This is a genomic window from Parabacteroides sp. TM07-1AC, from assembly GCF_003480915.1.
Lineage (GTDB): Bacteria > Bacteroidota > Bacteroidia > Bacteroidales > Tannerellaceae > Parabacteroides > Parabacteroides chongii.
The window spans coordinates 86837-110965 of record NZ_QUKD01000009.1; the positions used below are offsets into that span (position 1 = coordinate 86837).

At 41.9% G+C, this 24129-nt stretch carries 18 protein-coding genes; 13 read left to right on the forward strand and 5 right to left on the reverse strand.

What is annotated here, in order from left to right; translation table 11 throughout:
* Positions 1-28: 28 nt before the first annotated feature.
* From DXD68_RS17265 to DXD68_RS17275, 3 genes are all read right to left on the reverse strand, one after another.
* The gene (locus DXD68_RS17265) at positions 29-610 is read right to left on the reverse strand and encodes a DUF3575 domain-containing protein (protein ID WP_122362769.1); all 582 of its coding nucleotides are present in this window, start codon (positions 608-610) and stop codon (positions 29-31) included.
* Positions 611-808: 198 nt separating this feature from the next.
* A complete protein-coding gene (locus DXD68_RS17270; RefSeq protein ID WP_122362770.1) occupies positions 809-1225 on the reverse strand; it encodes a hypothetical protein in 417 nt (138 codons plus the stop codon).
* Between the two features lie 532 nt (positions 1226-1757).
* Positions 1758-2720: a FimB/Mfa2 family fimbrial subunit gene (locus tag DXD68_RS17275; protein WP_122362771.1), complete on the reverse strand. Its 963-nt coding sequence runs from the start codon at positions 2718-2720 to the stop codon at positions 1758-1760.
* Positions 2721-2874: 154 nt separating this feature from the next.
* Here DXD68_RS17275 and DXD68_RS17280 point away from each other — a divergent pair, with 154 nt between their 5' ends.
* From DXD68_RS17280 to DXD68_RS17320, 9 genes are all read left to right on the forward strand, one after another.
* Positions 2875-3867 carry a sugar phosphate isomerase/epimerase family protein gene (locus tag DXD68_RS17280; RefSeq protein WP_122362772.1) on the forward strand — a complete coding sequence of 331 codons (993 nt, stop codon included), beginning with the start codon at positions 2875-2877 and terminating at the stop codon, positions 3865-3867.
* A gap of 209 nt (positions 3868-4076) precedes the next feature.
* A complete protein-coding gene (locus DXD68_RS17285; RefSeq protein ID WP_122362773.1) occupies positions 4077-4976 on the forward strand; it encodes an Rpn family recombination-promoting nuclease/putative transposase in 900 nt (299 codons plus the stop codon).
* Positions 4977-5484: 508 nt separating this feature from the next.
* Entirely contained in the window at positions 5485-8964 is a 3480-nt protein-coding gene (locus tag DXD68_RS17290) for a DUF6383 domain-containing protein (protein ID WP_122362774.1), read from the forward strand.
* A gap of 364 nt (positions 8965-9328) precedes the next feature.
* Entirely contained in the window at positions 9329-10225 is an 897-nt protein-coding gene (locus DXD68_RS17295) for a diaminopimelate dehydrogenase (RefSeq protein ID WP_075556003.1), read from the forward strand.
* 10 nt (positions 10226-10235) lie between these two features.
* The gene (gene lgt, locus DXD68_RS17300) at positions 10236-11084 is read left to right on the forward strand and encodes a prolipoprotein diacylglyceryl transferase (protein WP_122362775.1); all 849 of its coding nucleotides are present in this window, start codon (positions 10236-10238) and stop codon (positions 11082-11084) included.
* Between the two features lie 4 nt (positions 11085-11088).
* On the forward strand, positions 11089-12285 hold the full coding sequence (locus tag DXD68_RS17305; RefSeq protein ID WP_122362776.1) for an FprA family A-type flavoprotein: 1197 nt from the start codon (positions 11089-11091) through the stop codon (positions 12283-12285).
* Between the two features lie 128 nt (positions 12286-12413).
* Positions 12414-13226, forward strand: coding sequence for a glucosamine-6-phosphate deaminase (gene nagB / locus DXD68_RS17310; RefSeq protein WP_075556006.1), 813 nt, complete (start codon positions 12414-12416; stop codon positions 13224-13226).
* Between the two features lie 257 nt (positions 13227-13483).
* The gene (locus DXD68_RS17315) at positions 13484-14113 is read left to right on the forward strand and encodes a porin family protein (protein WP_122362777.1); all 630 of its coding nucleotides are present in this window, start codon (positions 13484-13486) and stop codon (positions 14111-14113) included.
* A 95-nt stretch (positions 14114-14208) separates the two neighbouring features.
* A complete protein-coding gene (locus DXD68_RS17320; RefSeq protein WP_122362778.1) occupies positions 14209-15249 on the forward strand; it encodes an alpha-L-fucosidase in 1041 nt (346 codons plus the stop codon).
* A 147-nt stretch (positions 15250-15396) separates the two neighbouring features.
* Here the strand turns inward: DXD68_RS17320 and DXD68_RS17325 are convergent, their stop codons facing one another.
* Positions 15397-15660, reverse strand: a complete 264-nt coding sequence (locus tag DXD68_RS17325) for a tetratricopeptide repeat protein (RefSeq protein WP_122362779.1) — start codon at positions 15658-15660, stop codon at positions 15397-15399.
* A 157-nt stretch (positions 15661-15817) separates the two neighbouring features.
* Here DXD68_RS17325 and topA point away from each other — a divergent pair, with 157 nt between their 5' ends.
* Positions 15818-18166 carry a type I DNA topoisomerase gene (topA, locus tag DXD68_RS17330; RefSeq protein ID WP_122362780.1) on the forward strand — a complete coding sequence of 783 codons (2349 nt, stop codon included), beginning with the start codon at positions 15818-15820 and terminating at the stop codon, positions 18164-18166.
* A gap of 77 nt (positions 18167-18243) precedes the next feature.
* On the opposite strand, the gene argS is transcribed toward topA, so the two are convergent.
* Positions 18244-20037: an arginine--tRNA ligase gene (gene argS, locus DXD68_RS17335; RefSeq protein WP_122362781.1), complete on the reverse strand. Its 1794-nt coding sequence runs from the start codon at positions 20035-20037 to the stop codon at positions 18244-18246.
* Between the two features lie 633 nt (positions 20038-20670).
* Here argS and DXD68_RS17340 point away from each other — a divergent pair.
* From DXD68_RS17340 to DXD68_RS17350, 3 genes are all read left to right on the forward strand, one after another.
* On the forward strand, positions 20671-21237 hold the full coding sequence (locus DXD68_RS17340) for a DUF3575 domain-containing protein (protein WP_122362782.1): 567 nt from the start codon (positions 20671-20673) through the stop codon (positions 21235-21237).
* Positions 21238-21350: 113 nt separating this feature from the next.
* Positions 21351-22991, forward strand: coding sequence for an Mfa1 family fimbria major subunit (locus DXD68_RS17345; RefSeq protein ID WP_122362783.1), 1641 nt, complete (start codon positions 21351-21353; stop codon positions 22989-22991).
* A gap of 108 nt (positions 22992-23099) precedes the next feature.
* Positions 23100-24116 carry a FimB/Mfa2 family fimbrial subunit gene (locus DXD68_RS17350; protein WP_122362784.1) on the forward strand — a complete coding sequence of 339 codons (1017 nt, stop codon included), beginning with the start codon at positions 23100-23102 and terminating at the stop codon, positions 24114-24116.
* Positions 24117-24129: the final 13 nt, after the last annotated feature.

The following is a 24129-nucleotide window of genomic DNA, read 5'->3' on the forward strand; positions in this document are numbered from 1 at the left end:
GTTTCTTAAATTTAATACTGTCTTTTGTTTATTTGAGGATATAGATGAGGCTCAGACCGGCTTTGGTCGGACCGAAATAATTCCTGTGGTCGTCTTTTATTTTACTACCACATTTGCCACAGGGATATTTGTCGTAATCCAGATAAGCATAACCGACTCCGATCGTTGCCTCTATGCTAAGGCGCTTATTCAGTATCCAATGATACCCGTATGAAACTCCTGCACCATATAGGTTACCCTGATAGCGACGATCTTTCAGACCCAGCATTTTGATGCCGCCAACGTTGTATTCGGCATAATGTGCATGGAGTCCGAAAAAGTGTCCGTTGAATCGTTCGCAGGTCCAGTAGCGAACCTCAGGTTGAACCAACCAGTGCTTGAGTTTCTTACTGTCAGAAAATGTCCATGGATTGTAATTTCCGGACAGGTCAAGAGTAAATTTATCGGATAGTCCTATTTCAAACCCCAGGTTAGGAGTTGTAGTCGCCCAATATAATGCATTTGTTTTGATTGCATAAGCCGGTAAATGGTCTCTATTCTCTTTTACTTGTGCTGTTATGCCACTGATAAATGCATAAATAATGCATATTATCAATATTTCTCTTCTCATCGTACTTTTTACTCACAAATTGTTAAACATCCAAGAAGAATCTTCCCCACTATAATAGACGTTTTGCGTCTTGATTATTACCCTGTGAGACTCTTGCTCTCTTTATGAATGAAACAACTCTAATTCAGATAAGTTTTAGAAAGTATGTAGAATAAGAAATTTTGACATAACATTTACTTTTGATGATACTATTTAAGGTTAAAAGGGTTCAAAAACTACTTTTTCACCATCCAGCAAGCCGGATAATTCGTATGGGCTTATAACTAACTGGTCGAAAAAAAGATAATCACCATTCGGGTATTCCATGTAAATGGATCCGTAGTAATCGTCATCCCATTCCCAGTAGAAAGAGTTATGAAGTTCTTCAAAGTCTCCCGGAAAATCACTGAAATAGCGTACGATGGTTTCTTTGCCGTCACCGTTGGAATAGAATGTAATGTGTTGTGTACAGGGATAACCATTGGAATCGATGTATTCATCATACCACCCTGTAGCATTGCACAGCAGATATTCAGGATCATCGTCAATAGGATCGAACGGTTTATCCTGGCAACTATTGAATCCGCAGAGGACAGTGAGTAGTAAAATAAGACTGAGTATGCTTTTCTTTTTCATAATGTTTTTCTTTAATACTGGTACAAAGATAGTTTATGTTTTAATAAGTTTAAAACATGGTGCTGATCTGTCTGATGGATGATAGGATAAATATATCAATTTTAGAAATATGAGCTATATATCCAGTTTGTATTAAGGAACGCAGATGACGCAGACGAGCGCAGATAAACGCAGATAATATACTGTTTTAAAGAAAATAAAAAGTCTGCGAACATCTGCGTATTCTGCGTCATCTGCGTCCCCTAATACGATCTGAATAGGTTCAATTCTGATAAAAGGTGAGCTATATTATAGAGAGAACACAGGTGACATAGATTCCCCAAAAACTCGTTTAAAACGGACTTTAAGCTCGTTTAAAACAAGTTTTCGCTCGTTTAAAACGAGATTTGGGTTTCCTAATTGATTTGTCCGTATTAGATCATTGATAATCATAGAATTATCTGCTATTTAATAAAAAAAAGAGCTACCCCGTTTCCGTGCTTGACATGGGGATAAGATAGTTCAATTTTGATAAGTTTTACTCCTTTAATATCTATTCCGGAAGTTCTTTTTCTTCCGGTTCGCTCCATTCCCCATTATTATCGATGATCAGATTGAAGGTGTTTTCTGATTCATCAGGTTTGGGAGGAGTGTATAAAATGCCGGTATAGCGGATTACTTTATTAGCGATAGGGAGAATATCGCTTACTATCCGCCTACGCATAACCTGTCCGCCTATGTCGGTTGAGGTAAGAGTGACGGATATCTTTTTGTCGCCGGGAGCTACGAATGTATAGAAAGAATGGGTTTTCCCGGTTTCTCCTTTATCTTTTGTATCAAAGTTATATGTGAAGTTCTGTTCTTTGGAGGAAGGGAGTCCTTCTTTTGTCAGTATATTTAGTTGGGTCGGGTAATCTTTTACTGAAATGTCGAATTGCTTGATATTGTCCGGTACCGGATCGATAGCCCGAAACTCTATCCTGCTGACAATCCGTTCCAGCGCAACATCCATATTTGTTTCTTCTCCTTCTTTCACCTCGAATCTTTTTGTACTATAGAAGGTGTCGGATAATTTATCGAACGAAAATGTATTATCAGTGAACGAAGTTTTACCCGCTTGGTATGCTAAAAAGCAAACCTGATAATTACCCGCAGGTAACGTGTCGTATACAATGCTGAAATCACTTTCGGTCTCTACATTATATATATGGTGTTTTACCGGTTCTGTCAAATCGTTATTATCGTACACCAAATATTCGATAGTGGAACAGAAATCCTCCAGTTCTTTGTCCGAATGGTCTTTATCCGGATCGCTTTCATCCGGAATCGTCGGTTCGGGCACTGTGTTAGGCGGCATACTGCGGGTAGGAGAGAACGGGAGTACCTCTTTTTGAAGTTGAACACTAAATTGTACGGGAAATAAATTCTTTACAATTTCAATCTGATCCGAAGCCGGATCATTACAAGCTGCCAGCCAAAACAGGCAGGCTACTGCGCATAATTCTTTCTTTTTCATAGCAAAGGAGTTATTAATGATAAAATCTACACAAAGGAAATACTTATTTTGGAATTTAAAAAATATTAAGGCGAGAACTTACTGGTTATGAGCAGAACTTTTTTTAGATTTGTGGAAAACAGACTCAATGTAATAACCTTAAAATTAAAAAAGAATGGCACGTCCTGTAACTTTATGTACCCTTCAGTGGGGAGATTTACCCCTTGAAACAGTTTGTGAAAAAGCGAAAGCGTTCGGATATGACGGATTGGAACTGGGATTACCCAACCATCTGGATGTACGCCGTACGGATCAGGCTTATTATGACGGCATAAAAGAATTGTTGGCCAAATATGATCTGAAGCTTTATTGTATATCGATCCATCTGATCAGCCAGGCTGTCTGCGATACTATCGACCAGCGGCATAAAGCGGTTCTGCCCGAGTGTATTTGGGGAGACGGTGATCCGGAAGGTGTTCGTCAGCGTGCTGCTGAATATATGGTACAGACAGCTCATGCAGCTAAGGCGTTAGGTATCGATGTTGTTGCCGGATTTACGGGTAGTCCTATTTGGCAATGGCTTTACTCCTTCCCACCTGTGACGGATCAGATGATTGAAGACGGCTATGCCGATTTTGCTCGTCGTTTCATCCCGATCATGGACGAGTATCAGAAATTGGGAATCCGTTACGGCTTGGAAGTACATCCGACGGAGATCGCTTTCGATACTTATTCTGCTCGTAAAGCACTCGATGCACTAGGAAATCACCCAGCCTTCGGTTTCAACTATGATCCGAGTCACATGGGCTATCAAGGCGTTGATTATGTCGATTTTATTTATCAGTTCTCCGACCGTATCTTCCACGTACATATGAAAGATGTTTACTGGAGCGATACCCCGAAGCAAATTGGTGTGTTCGGCGGTCATTCTACGTTCGGCGATTCCCGTCGCTACTGGAACTTCCGCAGTATGGGACGCGGTCGGATTTGCTTTGAAGAAATAATCCGTGCCCTCAATGATATCAATTACCAGGGACCATTGTCGGTCGAGTGGGAAGACAGCGCAATGGATCGCGAGCATGGTGCACGTGAGTCCTGTGCATTCGTTAAGCAAGTCGATTTCCAGCCTTCGGGCCATGCGTTCGATGCTTTCTTTGAGAAGAGATAAAAGGTGCCCAAAAGTGTTTCACCCTAATGAAACAACTGTTTCACACCGAAGAAACAAGTGTTTCTCCTAGGTGAAACACTTTAGGAGAACGTTTTTGTACACCTCTCAAAAGGATAAAAAAGTCAGTCCAAACCTTGTAATATATAAGATATTGCCTATATTTGTATCGTTACCTGCTAGTAGGTAATTAACCAGTAAACCATTGACATATGGAAAAGTACGTGAACATCATGTTAGACAAGGGCTTCAAAACCGTTTTCGGAGTGAAGCAAGTAGCCATCGACTTTATCAATGCCGTCTTGGAGGGTGAGCGTCAGGTGAAAGACCTGACCTATATCGATAAAGAAATTCAACCCGAAGTAATAGAACAACGCACGGTGATTTTCGACTTCCTCTGCGAAGATGTGGACGGAGCAAAATTTATTGTGGAAATGCAAAACTGCCCGCAACGTTATTTCTTTAACCGCGGATTCTATTATCTTTGTCGTACCGTTTCCCGACAAGGAGAAACAGGCGATGACTGGAAGTATGATTTACGTCCGGTATATGGTATCTACCTGTTAAACTTCAGTTTACCTGAATCTACGCATTGGCGCACGGACGTCATTATGGCGAACGAAGCAACAGGTAAAGCTTTTGGTGAGGTCAAATTGAAACAGATTTATCTGTCGTTCGACCGGTTTAATTTAAGCAAGGAGGAGTGTAAGAGTCCTCTTGAGAGTTCAATGTATATATTAAAAAATATGAATATATTTGATATGTCTCCGTTTAAGGAGGAGAATGAAGCCTTTAAGCGTTTGCTGAATGTGGCGAACCTGGCCGCACTGACTCCACGCGAGCGAGCCATTTACGATGAAAACCTGAAGAATTATCGCGACTGGCGTGCCACGCTGGAGTATGCCGCGGAGGAAGCGGAGGAGAAAGGTATGAAGAGGGGTCTGGAAAAAGGTCTGGAGAAAGGTTTGGAGAAAGGTTTGGAGAAAGGCAAGGCTGAGGGATTGGCGGAAGGACAACGCCTTATTGCCATCAACTTAAAAAAGCAGGGGATCGATATTGGGATAATCGCCCAATGTACCGGTCTGTCCGTGGAGGAAATCGACAAACTGTAATTCCTCTTTTATCTCCGAAACCGGGGAGTATGTTGCATAAATCGTGTTATTTCGTTTTGTAAAGCACGTATTTCGGAAAAATATAAGGCTTTTCCCTTGTTGATTCGGAAAACCTCTTTACCTTTGCAACAGATTCCGTAGCGAGCAGCGGCTCGCGATATGCGGTTTCAATTACATATTGTAAGCGTTTTACGGAGATTATTCCAAACTAAAAAATCGGCAAAATTTTTTAATCCAGTGGAATAATGGACATAGAATGCTTGCGCGGACTACGTATATGTATGTGCTTCCCATTTTATATGGGTGTATTATATTATATCGTATAAGCGCGGGCTGTTGTTCTATTATTACTGGATGGGTCTTTGCCGATACCTTTAGTTTGATAATAGACAACATGCCCGCGTTTTTTTATGCCCGTTCATAATCATTCGCGGGGGTTGTTTCCCCTTCGTAAAATTAGTTGTTGGATTTTATTCACTCTATTTTATAAACAATTAATTTTAAGATTATGAACAAAAAGTTTTCTACACTTGTGGCCAGTCTTCTGCTGGCCGGGGCTTGGACGACGGCGAATGCGGAACTGATTGTGCCAACGGATGGTCCGGTTGTCGGGAAGTCTTACGTTATCGGTGTTTCTGTGAGTACTTCAGATGGTAAAGTAACAGGTTTATTGTCTGCAGATATGACAATCGATCACGATGATGAAGCTGTATTAACAGAATTTGGCAATGAATGGACATTGGAAACAGCTTCAATTGATGGCGTTGATGACGCTTTCTATTTGAAGAATGCTGAAGGTAAATATTTAGGTGCAGGCTCTGCTTGGTACTTAGATCTGAAAGATAAGAAAGAGGATGCTTATGCTTTTTATTATGATGCTGTAGAAAAGAAGGCCAAATTGGCTAAGACTTACAGTGAGAATGCAGCAAAAGATTTTTATTTGTCTGTTATTGATTCAGAGGACAAAATAGCTGTTGCATCAGCTACACATCCTGTATTAACATTTACTTCTCTCACCGCTCCTAGTAAATTAGATGAAAGTTCCCTAATCAAATCAATAGGTAGCGATTACTACTTTGTAGGTACAGGTGATGAGAAAGTTACTACAGCATCTGCAATTCTTAAGTATGATGATGCAACAAAAGGTCCTCAGTTTGTAAGTGTACCTGGTGCAACACAAGATGCAGAGGCTTATGAAGATTATCTGTGGAAAGTATCGGTAAGAACTGCAGCAAACAAAACTACTTATACCTTTACAAATAAGGCAGGTAAGTCTTTTGACTATGATGTAGAGGCTACTTCTGCGAATGGAGTTAGCTTCAATTCTGCTGCTTTGAAAGCTGCTAGTGGTAACAATGCTGAAGAACTCTTTGGCCTTTACCAATCAGTAACTGTCGCTAAAACAGGTGAAGAGTTGAATGCAATCCTGTACGATGGTTTCAACGTAACTATCAAGAAAGGTAAGGATGATACTAGCGTTATCGATGGTACAGATGTATTTGCCGGCAAGTTGACTGCTGTAGATGCAAATGGTGATAAATTAGAAGGAATTTCTAAGACTACTAAATTCCGTTTGATGAATGAAGCAGGCAATTATATCGTGCTCGACGAAGAAGATACATGGGGTACTGGTAATGTTGGTGCTAATAAGCGAGGTGCAAAATTCGTCGCTGTGAAGGATGCAGATAAAGCTGGTAAGAAATATAACTCTTATTTCGAGTTCTCTTATGTAGTGGGTGAAAATGCTAAAAAGATTACAAAGATTTCTGTTTACAAAGCTGCTACTTATGGCTCAGCTTATGGCGACTTGTTTATCCAATCTTTAGGCGAAACCATCTGCTTGACAACAACTAGCGGTCTGGTAGGAGACGAAAAATTGCCATATATCACCCTGGAAGCCGACAATATCGTTCCTGTGAAGGATTTGGCAGGCAAGTTCTGGAGAATCTCTTTCGCAGGCAAGAAAAATGTAACTGCAACTAATGAACGTTATAAGATCGGTGGCGTTTTGGCTACAAAACGTGGTGAAGCTGAAGTTACTGTAGCACCTGGTAGAATTGAAATTGTATCTGTAGCAGACTATATCCCTGCAAGCGAAGTATACGCTTATGCTCCTGAAGCTCAGTGGGGTGTTATAGCTTACGATCCTGCAACCCAGACTGTAACATTGCAGAACCGTGAAACAAGCGAAACGATTGAAGGCGTTCAGTTCCGCGACAATGGAGACGGTACATATACAATGACCGTATCTGATCCGGAAGTTGCTCAAATTATTATTGGTTCCGATATCGTTAAACTGGCTGCAGCCGACAAGGTAACAGAATTTGACGGTTTCAAACAGTATAGCGAAAGCGAAGTAAGAAACAACAATTTCTTGCTGGGTCAATACCACGCAATCGATGGTAACCACAACGCCTACTTCAAAGAGAACCATAAAAGCAGCCACCAGATCGGTGTAACCGCTGTTGAAGGTGAAGGAGATAAGTGGAATCTGCGTTTTGCAACAAGAACTGTAAAAGTGGATGGTAAAGACAAAGAAGTAGTCGATACAGTATTCGTAACAACTTCTTTGCTGAAACTGAAAGCTGACGGTGTAACAGCCGATGGTACAACAGACAGCCGTTTGGCTATCCTTCCGTACACATTCCAGAAGGTAGACAACCACGAATTTGTAGAATTCGACAATACAAAGAATGCTAATTATTATGTTTGTGCCGACGATAATAAAGACAAACCGAATGATGCAGCTCGCTTCGCTCTGAAGATGAAAGCCGACGGTAATGCTTACAACTTCGTTGAAATTATAAATCAAAATGAAGGTTCTGATTTGTCTTCTAAAGATAAGGATTATCTGGGTTATGTTAAAGTAAAAGTTGCCAACAGCGAAACGAAAGGTGCTTTGCGTCAGATGTCTATTTATGCAGAAGATGAAAACTCTCTGATGGTTGTAGAAAAGGCCGAATCTCCTGAATACCACCTGGTAAGTGAAGGCATGTGGGGCGATACAATCACTTTGGCTCGTAAGGAAAATGCATCTCAGGTATTGTATGAAAAATTCGATGCTAAGTCTGTTGTAGCTGAAGGCGATACAATGAGTTTCCTGAATATCGACAATGTAAATCAGTTCAAGAACATCAACCCGGCTCTGTTTGTTGACACAGCTTATGTTTATCGTGGTACAGAAGAAGAACCTAACACTTGCTATCAGTATCTGTTGGCTGTAAGACATTCTTACGGTTACCATATTGAAGATTGCGGTGTTCCGGGTCACGATAAGAAGAAAGGTGATATCGATACAGTGTATGGCGACTTCCTGATCAACCTGGTAGACACAGCTAACCTGTACGATAATATCCACAACAATTGGTATATCAACGAAAACGAAGCCGGTGAATTTGAAACTAAGTTGGCATTCGTAACAGGTTTCCACACATTGGCTGACAATGTGCTGAACATCGTAAAAGAAGACGGTGATACGATCAAGATCGATATGGATACTCCGGACTTCAATGTAGCTAAGTTCGCATTCCGTTACACTGATGCTGACAAGAAGACATTCAAGATCCAGACTCAGTGGAAGGCATTCGAAGGTGGTTTTGATACAGCTGAAGAAGCAGAAGAATTCTATGAAGATAGAGCAGAGAATACAGAGATTATCTCTAACGAAGGTTACCTGAGATGGATCAACGGTACAGTAGTTGTAACTGAAGGTTTCGAAAACGGTGACGAATTTGTAATCTCTGAAAGAGTAGACCGCAATCCGACAGCTAACGACGAAATCACTGCAACTGAAGTATCAGTAATAGCAGGCAACGGTAACGTGACAGTGAAGGGTGCAGCCGGCAAGAACGTAGTAATTACTAACGTACTTGGTCAGACAGTGGCTAACACGGTTATTTCTTCTGACAATGCTACAATCTCTGCTCCTGCAGGTATCGTTGTAGTAGCCGTAGAAGGCGAAGCCGCTGTTAAAGCAATTGTAAAATAAGTAACTATTTATAATCAATAAATTTAAATTGGCCGCGTATCGTAGGGGCGGTTCGTGAACCGCCCCATGGTAATTACCCCGCGAGGGCGAACAAGCGATCAGTATTAATACTAAAGTAATGAAATAAAGTTCTTCTGTTCTGACCCCTGTGAAGGGTGACGGCAGGCAAAAACAAACCCTGGAGGATTCGTTCTTCCAGGGTTTCGTTTAGTTTGGGGTATTTTTGTCGCTCATGCTTTTCGTTGTAATGTGGAGAAATAACTATTAAGAGTGGTTTTTATTGTTTAAATTCTTTATATGCTTCCACGAGATTTTCGCCATAAATAATTAACTTTGCGGTTGGTTGAAAAGTAAAAACTAAAGTATGAAGAAAATTAGAGCCGCCATCGTTGGATATGGCAACATTGGAAAGTATGTGTTAGAGGCCCTGGAAGCTGCTCCCGATTTTGAAGTAGCAGGTGTTGTACGTCGTAATCCGAATGACGTACCGGACGAACTGAAAGCTTATACTGTGACTGACAGTATCACTAAGTTAGATAAAGTAGACGTTGCTGTTCTTGCAACTCCTACCCGTAGCGTAGAGACATACGCAAAAGAAATTCTTTCATTAGGCATCAATACGGTAGATAGCTTTGATATCCATGGAGGTATCGTAGACCTGCGCCGTTCGTTGGATGCTGTAGCCAAAGCACATAATACGGTTGCCGTTATTTCTGCCGGATGGGATCCGGGTAGCGACTCTGTTGTTCGCGCTTTATTGGAAGCAATGGTTCCGAAAGGAATTACTTATACAAACTTCGGCCCGGGTATGAGTATGGGACATACGGTTGCCGTAAAAGCAATCGAAGGTGTAAAAGCTGCTTTGTCGATGACAATCCCGATGGGTACAGGCGTTCATCGCCGTATGGTTTATATCGAAGTGAAAGACGGTTACGATTTCAAGCAGGTGGCTGCTGCTATCAAAGCTGACGATTATTTTGCACACGATGAAACACACGTGATGCAAGTGGAATGCGTAGATAATTTGCTGGATATGGGACACGGTGTGAACCTGGTTCGCAAAGGTGTATCGGGCAAGACGCAGAACCAGTTGGTTGAATTCGATATGAAGATCAACAACCCGGCTCTTACGGCCCAGATCCTGGTAGCTGTTGCCCGTGCAAGTTTCAAACAGCAGCCGGGTGCTTACACTATGATCGAACTGCCGGTGATCGATATGATCTGCGGTGAAAGAGAAGACTTGATCAGACGACTAGTTTAATACAAAAAATATGCTCGACTTTATTACCTGGACGGCTGACCCCGCCATCTTTTCCATAGGTTCACGCGAAATACGCTGGTACGGACTTGCTTTTGCTATCGGCTTTTGGATTGGTTATACCATCGTGAGCCGGATGTGGAAAAATGAGAAACTTCCTCCTGCATGGATCGACTCCCTGCTTATTTATACCATGGTAGGAACTGTGGTCGGCGCCCGTTTAGGACACTGCCTGTTTTATGATCCCGGATATTATCTGGCTAATCCGATAGAGATATTCAAGGTTTGGGAAGGAGGACTGGCAAGTCATGGAGGTACGCTAGGTATTGTGATTGCCATTTACTTCTATTCCAGACGTGTCTCACATAAAAGTATGCTGTGGACATTCGACAAACTGGTGGTTCCGACGGGACTGGTTGCGGCTATGATCCGCCTGGGTAACCTTATGAATCATGAAATATACGGACACCCGACCGATTTGCCGTGGGGATTCCGTTTTATCGAGAACTTACATGCCTGGAAAATGGGAGCGGAGCCGATCTTTACGGTGCCCAGCCATCCGACACAGCTATATGAGGCGCTGTTTTATCTGGCTACTTTCGGGATATGTATGTGGATGTATTTCAAAAAGCAAGCCTGGAAACGCGAAGGACTTATTTTCGGAGTCTTCATGATCATTGTGTTCGGATCGCGTATCTTCATCGAATTTTTGAAGAACAACCAGGAGGCATTTGAAGATAATATGATGCTGAATATGGGGCAGTGGCTCAGTATTCCGTTTGTTTTGGCCGGTTGCTGGTTCGTTTGGAGAGCACTGACGAGAAAGCCGAACAATTACGAAGAATTAAAAAGACGAAATTAAAGAAATGTATAAGTTAAAAGAAATAGCAGATAAGGTTTATTATGTAGGAGTTAACGACCGTCAGAAGGCCCTCTTCGAAAATATGTGGCCGCTTCCGTATGGTGTTTCTTACAATTCATATTTGATTGTAGACGAAAAGACTGTATTGGTGGATACGGTGGATGTTTGCTACTCTGATATCTTTTTGAAAAAAATAGCGGATGCACTGGACGGACGTACGCTCGACTATCTGGTCGTGAACCATATGGAACCCGATCATGCCGGAAGTATCCGCCTGTTGCGTCAGCAATATCCCGATGTGCAGATCATTGGTAACAAGCAGACATTCGGTATGTTGGACGGATATCATGGGATTACGACCGGGCTTCACGAAGTAAAAGAAGGGGATACGCTGAATATTGGTCGTCATCAGCTTTCTTTCTACATGGCTCCGATGGTGCACTGGCCGGAAGTGATGGTGACTTACGATTCGACAGATAAACTGTTATTCTCAGCTGATGCTTTCGGTACATACGGAACGCTGGATGGCGGTGTGATCGATGAAGAAATGAATGTAGATCATTATTGGGAAGAAATGATCCGTTATTATTCCAATATTGTCGGTAAATATGGAAATCCGGTGCAGCGTGCTTTACAGAAACTTTCTGTATTGGGTATCGAAACGATCTGTTCGACTCATGGCCCTGTATGGCGTAAATATGCAAAGAAGGCGATTGAAATATATGATCGTTTGAGCCGGTATGAAGGAGAAGACGGTGTTGTCGTTATCTATGGAAGTATGTACGGCAATACGGAACAGATGGCGGAAGCGATCGCATCATCGTTGTCGGCACATGGCGTGAAGAACATTGTGTTGCATAATGTCAGCAAGAGTCCTGCATCCTATATATTGAAAGATGTATTTAAATATAAAGGTATCATCATCGGCAGTCCGACTTATTCGAACAGTTTGTTCCCGGAAGTGGAAGCTATTCTGAGCAAGATCGAAATGCGTGAGGTGAAAAACCGCCTGTATGGTTACTTCGGTTCATTTACCTGGGCAGGTGCTGCGGTAAAACGCCTGACAGCTTTCGGTGAAAAGATGAAATGGGAAACCGTTGGTACGCCTGTTGAACAAAAACAGGGCCTGAAAGTCGATAAGTATGAAGAATGCTGGGCTTTGGGTGAAGCGATGGCGAAAGAGTTGACAGTTGACAAGTGACAGTTGACAGTTAAAAGAGCAGATCTAAAAAAACTATTAATAACCTAATCAGTTCCGGTTTGCGGAAGAGGGTGACTATATCTGTCACTTGTCAACTGTCAACTGTCAACTGAAAAAACACAAACGTTATGAGACTAATTATTGAACCAGATTACGAGCAACTCTCGAAATGGGCTGCTAATTATGTAGCTGCAAAGATTAAGAAAGCTAATCCGACAGCTGAAAAACCTTTTGTTTTGGGATTGCCTACCGGATCGTCTCCTCTGGGTATGTACAAGAACTTGATCGAATTGAACAAGCAGGGTGTTATCTCCTTCCAGAATATCATCACTTTCAACATGGATGAATATGTAGGATTGCCGAAAGATCATCCGGAAAGTTATCATTCGTTCATGTGGAACAACTTCTTCAGCCATGTTGACATCAAGCCGGAGAATGTAAATATCCTGAACGGTAACGCTCCTGACCTGGAAGCCGAATGTGCTGCTTACGAAGCTAAGATGAAAGCGGTAGGTGGTGTAGACCTGTTCCTGGGTGGTATCGGTCCTGACGGTCATATCGCATTCAACGAACCGGGTTCTTCTTTGTCTTCACGTACTCGTGTAAAGTCTCTGACTACCGACACGATCATCGCTAACTCTCGTTTCTTCGATAACGATGTAAACAAGGTTCCGAAGACTTCTGTAACGGTTGGTGTAGGTACTGTACTGGATGCTAAAGAAGTATTGATCATGGTAAACGGCCATAACAAGGCTCGCGCTTTGCAGCAGGCTGTTGAAGGTTCTATCAACCAGATGTGGACAATCACTGCTTTGCAGATGCACCCGAAAGGTATTATCGTAGCTGACGAAGCGGCTTGCGCTGAAATCAAAGTCGGTACATACAACTACTTCAAAGATATCGAAAAAGATAATCTTTGTCCTTGCAGCTTGTTGAAGTAATATCAACATAAAATGAAAAGAAAAAGCTATACCCCAAAAAGGTATGGCTTTTTTTGTATGCGTTAATTTGTATCTTTTCTGCAATAGTTTTAATTCGAATGCGTTTATACTGTATTCATTTGCTCTGCTTTAATAGATGGATCAAGGTTGTATAGGATTGATATAATACTTATATTTGGCCGGTATTATTTAAGTGTGACAATGGATGTTTTTATTTGTCTTGAATATAATGTGTTTAATATCTAAAAATTTATTGTATGAAAAAGATCGCTTTATTATTGTTGCTTTTCGTTACCTTTAAGGTGAGTGCGCAGGAATTCCATTTTATACCGAAGATCGGTTTGAATTTTGCCAATATGACAAATATGGACGGTAGTATGAAGCCGGGAATGAATATCGGTGTAGCCGGCGAAGTGATGATGACTGATAACTTTGCGATAGAGCCGGGAATATTCTATTCGATGCAGGGTACTAAATTGAAAGAAGGTGGTGCTTCTATAAAATTCAAGAATGATTATCTGAATATCCCTATTTTGTTTAAAGGCTATATTTATGAAGGTTTTAATTTATTTGCCGGACCTCAGATCGGATTTAAGGTTTCTTCTAAGTTAAAAGCGTCCAGTTCCGGAACTTCTGTTTCGACGGATATTGCCAGCGATTGGTTTAAGACAGTTGACTTTTCGGTAGCTATTGGAGCTGGTTACCAGTCGCCTATGGGAGTTATGTTTTCTTTAAGCTATAATATCGGATTAACCAATGTTCTTGATAAAGACAATATTGCTTCCTTTTTAAATAATAATACTGATTTTAGTGGGATAAGTGCTTCCGATTTGGAAGGAAAGAGCCGTAACGGCGTTCTCCAGTTTAATATAGGTTGGCGCTTCTGATTGTTATAATATCGGATTCTGCAAACTATAGAACGAATTCTGACTATATCCGATAGAGAAAGAACGATATTTTTGTGGTATAAATTTCTATTACCATGAAAAAGATACTAATTAAATTCTTATTTCTGTTCCTGGCTATGCCTTTTGTGTGTGGGCAGGAACAGATATTGCCGGTCCCTTCCAATCAACCTAGCCCGGCACAGCAAAAGCAAATAGCCCGTAAGTATGGAATGTTTATCCATTTCGGACTGAATACGTTTCAGGACCAGGAGTGGACAGACGGTTCTAAACCCGCTTCCTCTTATCGACCGACGGCTGTCGATACGGACCAATGGATTAAAGCGGCAAAAGATGCCGGAATGAAATACGTTATTCTTACTGCAAAGCATCATGAGGGTTTCTGCCTTTGGGACAGTAAATATACAGAATATGATGTAGCGAGTTCGGGCAATCCCACTAATGTAATTGAAGCGATAGCGAAATCCTGTAAGAAATATGATATCGGTCTGGGACTGTACTATTCTTTATGGGACCGCAAGGTGAATACAGATGTGAAAGATCCCTCCAAAGATGCGGCCTATAATGAATATATGCTTCGTCAGTTGAATGAGTTGATCGATATTGTAGAACCCTATACGAATATTGTGGAGTTTTGGTTTGACGGTGGCTGGGAGAAAGAAAATTATCGTTGGCCGGTGAAAGATATTTACCAGACGATCAAATCGAGACAGCCGGATTGTCAGATCGGTATAAACTGGACAATCGGTTTGCCGGAAAATCCGGATGCACATCCTGTATTGCCGGAAAATCAGAAAGAAGGTTATCCGATCCGTTATTTCCCGAGTGATTTCCGTTTGGGAGATCCGTATCTGCCCGCCGATAATGATCCGAAAATCTTTACCCACGACGGTAAAGAATATTATATGCCTTGGGAATCTACCATTTGTATCAGCGAACGTTGGTTTTATAATACGACCGACAAAAAGTATAAACCGGTTGATGAGTTGGCAAAACTGTACCGTCAGTGTACAAAGAATAATAATATCCTGATCCTGAATTGTCCGCCTGATCGAAGCGGTAAAATACGGGCAAAAGATATCCAGGTATTGAAAGAGCTGAGGGAAAAGATTCACTGATAATTTCTTGAGACCCGGGTCTCGGCATCCTTTACACCCGGGTCTTCGCATCGTTCACATCCGGGTGTAAAACAGAGTAAAATGAGGGTCCTGAGTAGATGTAGTAACGACTTTCATGAAAAGAACTCCTATATTTGGGCAAAATTGTTAATGATTGTACATATCTTTATTATAGAAATCTAATATTTTGATTTGGGCATTGTAAGCCGTTTGTGCCGGACTGTCGGGATTTAGTTCCATAGCAGTCAGGTAGTTGTTCAGTGCCTGGCGGATGTCTCCGATTTTACGGTATGCATTTCCCCGCAGGTAGTACGCTTCATCGTCTGCCTCGTTTTTTTTAATGTATTCATCCAACAAACGCAAGGCTTCATCTGTTTTATTATCGTTGATAAGTTGTCTGATTGTTTCCATGTCGAAATAATGTGATATTTTGTGGACAAAGATAATTCTGAAGTGGTTACATACATAATAATCACGGTTTAAAAAACTGTTTTTTTGTTACTGATGTACGGTTACGTTAATTATTTATGTAAGTTTGCACTCGATTTCTAAAAAGTGAAAAGTGATTATGCAAAAGAATCTGGTAATAGTGGAGTCACCCGCCAAGGCAAAAACCATCGAAAAGTTCCTCGGGAAAGATTTTAAGGTTATGTCGAGTTACGGGCACATCCGCGATTTGAAGACAAAAGATTTTAGTATTGATGTCGAGCACGATTATGCTCCGCAGTACGTGATTCCGGCCGATAAGAAGAAGCTGGTATCCGAATTGAAATCCGAAGCTAAGACAGCCGAACAGGTATGGCTCGCATCCGATGAGGACCGCGAAGGAGAAGCTATATCCTGGCATCTGTACGAAGTTTTGGGATTGAAGCCGGAAAATACGAAACGTATTGTTTTCCATGAAATTACCAAGAATGCAATTTTGCATGCTATCGAAACACCGCGTGATATCAATATCAATTTGGTGAATGCACAGCAGGCACGTCGTGTATTGGACCGTATCGTAGGTTTCGAACTTTCTCCCATCCTGTGGCGGAAAGTGAAGCCGGCTTTGTCTGCCGGGCGTGTACAGTCTGTGGCTGTCCGTCTGATTGTGGAACGTGAGCGTGAGATCAATGAGTTCGTATCGGAAGCCGCTTTCCGCATCATTGCCAATTTTACGCTTCCCGACGGAACAACGATCCTGAAAGCTGAACTGAACAAGCGTCTGAAGGATAAGAAAGAGGTCATGGAGTTTTTGGAATCATGCAAAGCAGCCTCTTTCAGCATCGATGAGATCACGAAGAAACCGGTAAAGAAATCACCTGCACCTCCTTTCACTACTTCCACTTTACAGCAGGAAGCTGCACGTAAGCTGGGGTATTCCGTATCGCAGACCATGATGATCGCACAGCGTTTGTACGAATCGGGGTTGATCACCTATATGCGTACCGACTCGGTGAACTTGAGTGACCTGGCTTTAGGAACCTCCAAAGAGGCTATCCTGGAGACATACGGTGAAAAATATTATAAATTCCGCCAGTATCACACAAAGAGCAAGGGTGCCCAGGAAGCGCACGAAGCCATCCGTCCTACCTATATCAGTAATACGGAGATCAGCGGATCGGCGCAGGAAAAGAAATTATATGAACTGATCCGTAAACGGACGATCGCGTCGCAGATGGCAGATGCCGAACTGGAACGTACGACGATTTCCGTCTGCATCAATAATAAGAAAGAGAAATTCGTAGCCGTAGGTGAAGTGATCACATTCGACGGTTTCCTTCAGGTATACCGCGAGAGCTTCGATGACGAGAATGAGAAAGAGCAGGAAAACGGCTTGTTACCGCCGGTACAGCTGCATGAAGTACTGTCGCTGAATGATATCGTAGCCACGGAACGTTTTACGCAGCGTCCGCCGCGTTATACGGAAGCCAGCCTCGTTCGTCGTCTGGAAGAACTGGGAATCGGTCGTCCTTCTACCTATGCTCCTACTATTCAGACTATTCAGAATCGTGAATATGTCGTGAAAGGAGATAAAGAAGGCGTGGAACGTTCTTACTGTGTCATTACACTGGCAAAGGACAAGATCAAGGAAGCCGATAAGAAAGAAATTGTAGGGGCCGACCGTAATAAGTTGATGCCGACCGACATAGGAACGGTGGTAAATGACTTTTTGATGACTTATTTTCCGGACGTATTGGATTATAATTTTACAGCCAGTGTGGAAAAAGAGTTCGATGCCGTTGCTGAAGGAGAAATGGTCTGGACGGCGGCAATCGATAAGTTCTATAAGCTGTTCCATCCGATCGTAGAGGAAACGGCTGCGTTGAAGACTGAACATAAGGTAGGTGAACGTCAGTTGGGTATCGATCCGAAAAGCGGAAATCCCGTATTCGTAAAGATTGGCCGCTACGGTCCGGTCGTACAGATTGGCCAAGCCCATCCGGATGACAAGGAGGCTCCTAAACCTCAGTTCGCTACGTTGATGAAAGGACAGTCCATCGAAACGATCACGCTTGAAGAAGCCCTGAAGTTATTTGATCTGCCCCGTACGATCGGTGAATATGAAGGCAAGGAAATGGTTGCGGCTGTAGGTCGCTTCGGACCGTTTATCCGCCATGACGGAAAGTTCGTTTCAATCCCGAAAGATATGAATCCGCTGTCTATTACGGCAGAGGAGGCGATTGCGCTGATCGATGAAAAGCGTAAGAAAGACGAACAGCGCTTCCTGAAGAAGTTTGAGGAAGATCCTGAACTGGAAATTCTGAATGGTCGATATGGTCCTTATATTACCTATAAGAAAGCAAATTACCGGATACCGAAGACGGTTACGAATCCGGAAAAGTTGACTTTTGAAGAATGTATGAAGATTATAACTGAAGCGGCAGAGAAGCCCGCTGCTCCTAAAAAGCGTACTACAAAGAAGAAAGCATAATCAGAGAATAGCTCATACAAAAAAACTCCTGTTGATCATTCAGCAGGAGTTTTTTTGTATTATAATGTATAGGGGAATTACATTCTTTCCGGAACTTCGATGCCCAGCAATGACATGCCCGATTTGACTATCTTGGCTACGTTGGCTGATAATACGAGGCGGAACTGTTTGATTTCCGCATTCTCTTCGCGCAGGATGGAGAAGTCGTGATAGAACTGGTTGTATTCTTTTACCAGGTCGTAGACGTAGTTCGCAATGTAAGCGGGGCTGTATTCCTTGCCTGCTTCTTTCACCGTTACAGCGTAGTCTGCGATCATCTGGATCAGACCTTCCTCTTTCTCCGAGATAAGTGTATTGGCGGGCACTTGTTCGGGAAGCACAATTCCCTGCTCGGCAGCCTTTCGCAAAACGGAACGGATTCGGGCATATGTGTACTGAATAAACGGGCCGGTATTGCCGTTGAAGTCGATAGATTCTTTCGGATTGAAGGTCATATTCTTACGCGGATCGACTTTCAGGATGAAATATTTCAGGGAGCCCAGTCCTACGATACGGGAAATATTGGCAGCCTCTTCGGGAGTCATTTCGTCCAGTTTACCCAGTTCCTGTGATATTTCGTGTGCCGTGCCGATCATCTCTTCCATCAGGTCGTCTGCATCGACAACGGTACCTTCGCGACTCTTCATTTTACCTTCCGGAAGTTCTACCATTCCGTAAGAGAAATGTACCAGTCCCTTTCCGAATTCGAAGCCCAGCTTATCGAGAAGGATAGACAGTACCTGGAAATGATAGTTCTGTTCGTTTCCTACTACATAGATCATTTTGTTGATAGGATAGTCGTCGAAGCGCAGTTTGGCTGTACCGATATCCTGTGTCATATATACGGAAGTACCGTCAGCACGGAGCAACAGTTTTTCATCCAGTCCGTCTTTGGTCAGGTCTGCCCAAACAGAACCGTCTTCACGGCGGTAGAAGATACCTTTTTCGAGGCCTTCCATTACTTTGCCTTTACCTTCCAGGTAGGTTTGTGATTCGTAATAGATCTTGTCGAAGTCTACGCCCATCATTTTATAAGTTTCATCAAAACCGGCGTATACCCAGCTGTTCATCTTTTCCCATAAAGCGCGGACTTCAGCGTCGCCTGCTTCCCATTTGCGAAGCATCTCGCGGGCTTCTGCCATCAGGGTGGATTGAGCTTCTGCTTCTTCTTTGGTCAGACCTTTGGTCTCCAGCTCTTTCAGCTCCTGTTTATAATGTTTATCGAATAATACGTAGAAATCACCGATCAGGTGGTCGCCTTTTTTGCCGGAAGACTCAGGAGTAACGCCGTCACCCCATTTCTGCCAGGCTAGCATGGATTTACAGATGTGGATACCGCGGTCATTTACGATGTTCGTTTTAACGACTTTGTTTCCGTTCGCTTTCATGATCTCTGACAAGCTGTAGCCAAGGAGGTTGTTGCGTACATGTCCCAGGTGAAGGGGCTTGTTCGTGTTAGGCGAAGAATATTCGATCATCACCAGAGGAGACTGTTCCGTCACAGGAATGATCCCGTAGGAGGGCTGTGCATGGACCGTATTCAGCAGGTCGATCCAGCAAGGACCGGCAACTGTCAAGTTCAGAAAACCTTTGATCACGTTGAACTCAGATACAGCCGGTTCGTTTTTCAGCAAATACTCGCCGATTTCCTGAGCGGTCTGTTCCGGTGACTTCTTCGATGCACGAAGGAAGGGGAATACAACCAGGGTAAGATGTCCTTTAAACTCTTTTTTTGTCTTCTGTAACTGTATCTGGGCTTCCGTGATGTCGGTACCGTACAGTTCTTTTATTCCGGCAATGATCGCACCGGTGATCTGCTGTTCAATAACCATATTCTTACTTCTATATATTCTGATTTTATTTTGGACGCAAAGGTACATGATTATTTTCTAAAAACCTGCGTATAGGTATTTTGAATTAACAGTTAGCGTGGTCTTTACCATATTCTTTTTTGTAGGGGCTCATTTGTGGTTTTTATAGACAAATTTCTTTTTTATGTTTGGTTAGTATGTATAAAAGGTGGAAACAGAGGAAAAGTTGCGAAAAATGCAAAATAGCGGAAATAGTGTTGTGAAATGGGTAGTTTGCCGTGTGGTGTGTGCATGATATCAGAAACGGTTATAGCGTGATGATTTATTTGACTTTAGCGATCTTTGTATATTATAAAAGGAGTGTTTTTGGGATAAATTATAAACTTTAAGTTACGCCAAATTCGGATCTGGTTGTAAATGATGGGATATAAATTTAGATTCGGTTGATTTCGTAGAGTATGAGCCTGACAGCACTAGGATTATAACATAACTTCATTTGGGATTACAAGAGGTTATGAAAATTACAAGGACAGTAAATATTATGAATTATTTAATTGAGAATCGGATGGTTTATATTTTAATAGTAACAACTGGGCTTAATACGTCAGACATGGAGATACGAAGTTTAAAAAATGGCTCATTAACAGGAATTGTATGAGGACTGTTTTTTTACTTTTCATTTTCCTGGTATTTACGGTGACAAGTGCATTCAGCCAAAAAGTGGCTGTAAAGTCTAACTTGCTCTATGATTTGACTACTTCCATGAATCTGGGAGTTGAATTGGGCTTGAGTAAAAAATGGACGTTGGACGTTTCCGCAAACTATAATCCTTGGAAGTTTGGAGATGATAGTGACGCTATGCGTCTGCGTCATTGGCTGGTACAACCTGAATTACGGTATTGGACTTGTGAGAAATTCGTGGGACATTTTTTGGGAATTCATGGACACTATGGGGACTACAATGTGGGTGGAATAAAGTTCCTGAGTGACAATATGGAAAAGAGTCGTTATCAGGGAACTCTTTACGGAGCCGGACTTTCGTATGGTTATCAGTGGTTGTTGAGTAACCGTTGGAGCATGGAAGCGGTGGTAGGGGTCGGTTGGGCTCATCTGAACCAGGATAAATATCCATGTACAGCATGTGGCGACAAAATTCAAAAAGACAGAGATTATTTCGGTGTGACGAAACTTGCACTTTCGGTTGTTTACTTTTTTAAATGACTTTTCAATTACGCAATATAAGAGATATTCCGAATATAGTTGATGCTAAACTTCTTTATTATCATAGTTATTATCAGAATTTATCTAACAAGTATAATTTAAATTTATTCAGAATGAGAATCAAATCTATTTTTGCCGTATTACTGGCTATAGCCACAATGGCAAGTTGTTCAGACAACGTTGAAGGCGAAGGGCCTGATACTGGTACAGGCTCCTCCGGAACGGCTTATATGTCGTTAAATGTAACGTATCCTACTTCATCTACAAAGGCAGGTTCAACAGAAGAACCTGCAGAGCCGGATGAAGCTGCTATTAAGGAATTTTATGTGTTGACATTCGATGGCAGCGCAGATAAAAAGTTAATCAAGCATTCTAATGCAACTACGTATTATACAAAGATTGACGGTTCTGTTACTAAAATGCTTAAGGTAAATCCGGATACCAAATATCTGCTTGTTGTTGCTAATCCGGGGGCTAAAATGCAGAACAGGCTGGGCTCTTTAACAGAGAATACGAAATACAGTGATTTTAATGAAGTTATTACTTTGGATGCTTTAGGAGCTGGTGAAACTCCCGATATTCTTGTTAAAGAGATTGTGGAATCTGTTGATGGTTCTACCGGTATTGGTAAACACTTCACGATGATCAATGTCGGTACGTATGATATAAATAGTGACAAATGGCCAGATGATGGCTTACTCGATGTCGGTAGTAATGTAAAGAAGGTTGACCCACAGGGCACTTATCCAAACGATGCAGCTGCTCAGGCTGCTGCGAGCAGTGATAAAGCTACTCTTAAAATCGAACGTTTGGCTGCTAAGATAGAAGTGGATGCTACAAGTGCTGTAGCAGCTACAACTACTTATCCGAATGCAAAATTTGAGTTTGGGGCTTGGATATTAGACTATCGTAACAGTACATTCTTTCCTTATGCAAAGAAAACTAAATTAGATACGCATAATAGCCCTGCTTTCTATGAAAATAACTTTTATACAGAAGATCCTAACTATATCCTGGATGAGGTTGGTAAAGGGCACGAAAATGGAATTATTCTGAATAAAGCAGATGATTCTAAAGATATTCCGGCTGATGGGCTTTGGAAAGACAGCAAAGGACTAGACTATTGTATCGAAAATACAATGGAAGCCAAGGCTCAAAAGTTCGGAGCAGCTACACGTTTGGTCATAAAAGGATTATATACTCCTAATAATACTGAAATACCATTAGGAACAGATTGGTTTTTCTGGGATAATAAGGCTTATACTATTGCTACGTTGAAAGCTGCCTATAATGCGGCTAAAACAGATCCAACTGAAATTGAGAAATTGTTTATTGAAGCAACCGACAATTTCCTGATAGAGGCTAATAAGATAAATTCAAATATTAGTACTTCAGATATTGACCTTCTTGATGCAGCTCAACTTACTACGGCATTGATCCCTAATGGTGGTGAAATTACTAAAATAAATAAATGCCTTCGCTGGTACCAAGGTGGTCTCAATTACTATTATTATGAAATTCGTCATGATAATTCGGATCTAGGGAATATGGAATTTGGTAAATATGGTGTGGTACGTAATAACTGGTATAACCTCAATCTGAAAAATGTTACAGGAAAAGGTACTCCATGGTATCCGGGTGGAGGTCCTGAAGATCCAGATCCAGGAGAAGATATCGACCAGGAAAATGCTTACCTGGATTTCGAAATAGAAGTAGGTCCATGGGTTTATTGGACTACAGATTTTGATATCTAATATACTCTTAAATAAAGTAGCCGGGTAGGGATACTGCCTGCTCGGTTCTTTCCATTTTTTAAGTAGTCAACCTTTGGGTTGTCATAGCTAAAAGAATAAACAAAAAATATGTTCGGAAATATCAAACAGTTATTCATTCTTATTATATTCCTTATGCCGGCTTCGTGTACCTCGATCTTTGAGGATATGCCCCGTTGCGAGTTGTGGTTGAAATTCGTATTCGATCATAATATGGAATATGCGGACTCGTTTAGTCCACAAGTGAAATCGGTAGACGTATTCGTGTTCGATAGCAATGATAAACTATTATTCACCAAACGTACCGAAGCAGCCGGATTAGTCGATGGAAACAAAATGCCGTTGGCAGACGATCTTGCATACGGGAAGTATAAGGTGCTTACTATCGGAGGGTTGTCCGATAATTTTCGTGTTTCCGATTATCTCGGACAAGATGTGGTTCCGGGAGTTACAACACTTCAACAATTTATGTTCGCCCTGGAACGCAGGTCGGACGAGGTGAACTTCGAATTTCCTCATCTTTACTTAGGTGAAGCCCTGGAAATAGACTATTCCCCGGAAAACGCCGACCATAAAGTGTATCAGGTGAACCTGATGCGCATTACCAATCGGTTTAATATGATGCTGGTTAGTTTGAACGGAGCGGCTCCAGCTACTGAAATTCCTCCGTATACTTTTGAAATTGTTACACCGGAAAGCGGTACCTATTCATGGGAGAACGAACCGTTGGATGTAACCCATCCGGTAACTTATTCACCTTACTATCTCAATAAAGGAGAGACTAGTGACATTCTTGTATCTGCCCACCTGAATACCCTTCGGTTATTGAATAGGGAAGGACTCGATTATAAGATTGTTGTACGCGATACGAAAACGCTAAACGAAGTATGGAGCTATAATTTACTGACTCTATTGTTGTATACCAAGCCTATCAACAGGCATGACGGTACAGCCCTGCCTTTCCAGGAATATCTGGACCGTGAAGGGGAGTGGAACCTTATTTTCTGCGTGACTGAAAAAGATCCTGGAAGCGGAAATGCATTTCTGTCGATCGGTCTTCAGGTTGCCGACTGGATATATTGGCTTCATGATATAGAGATTGAATAATGTGAAATAAAAT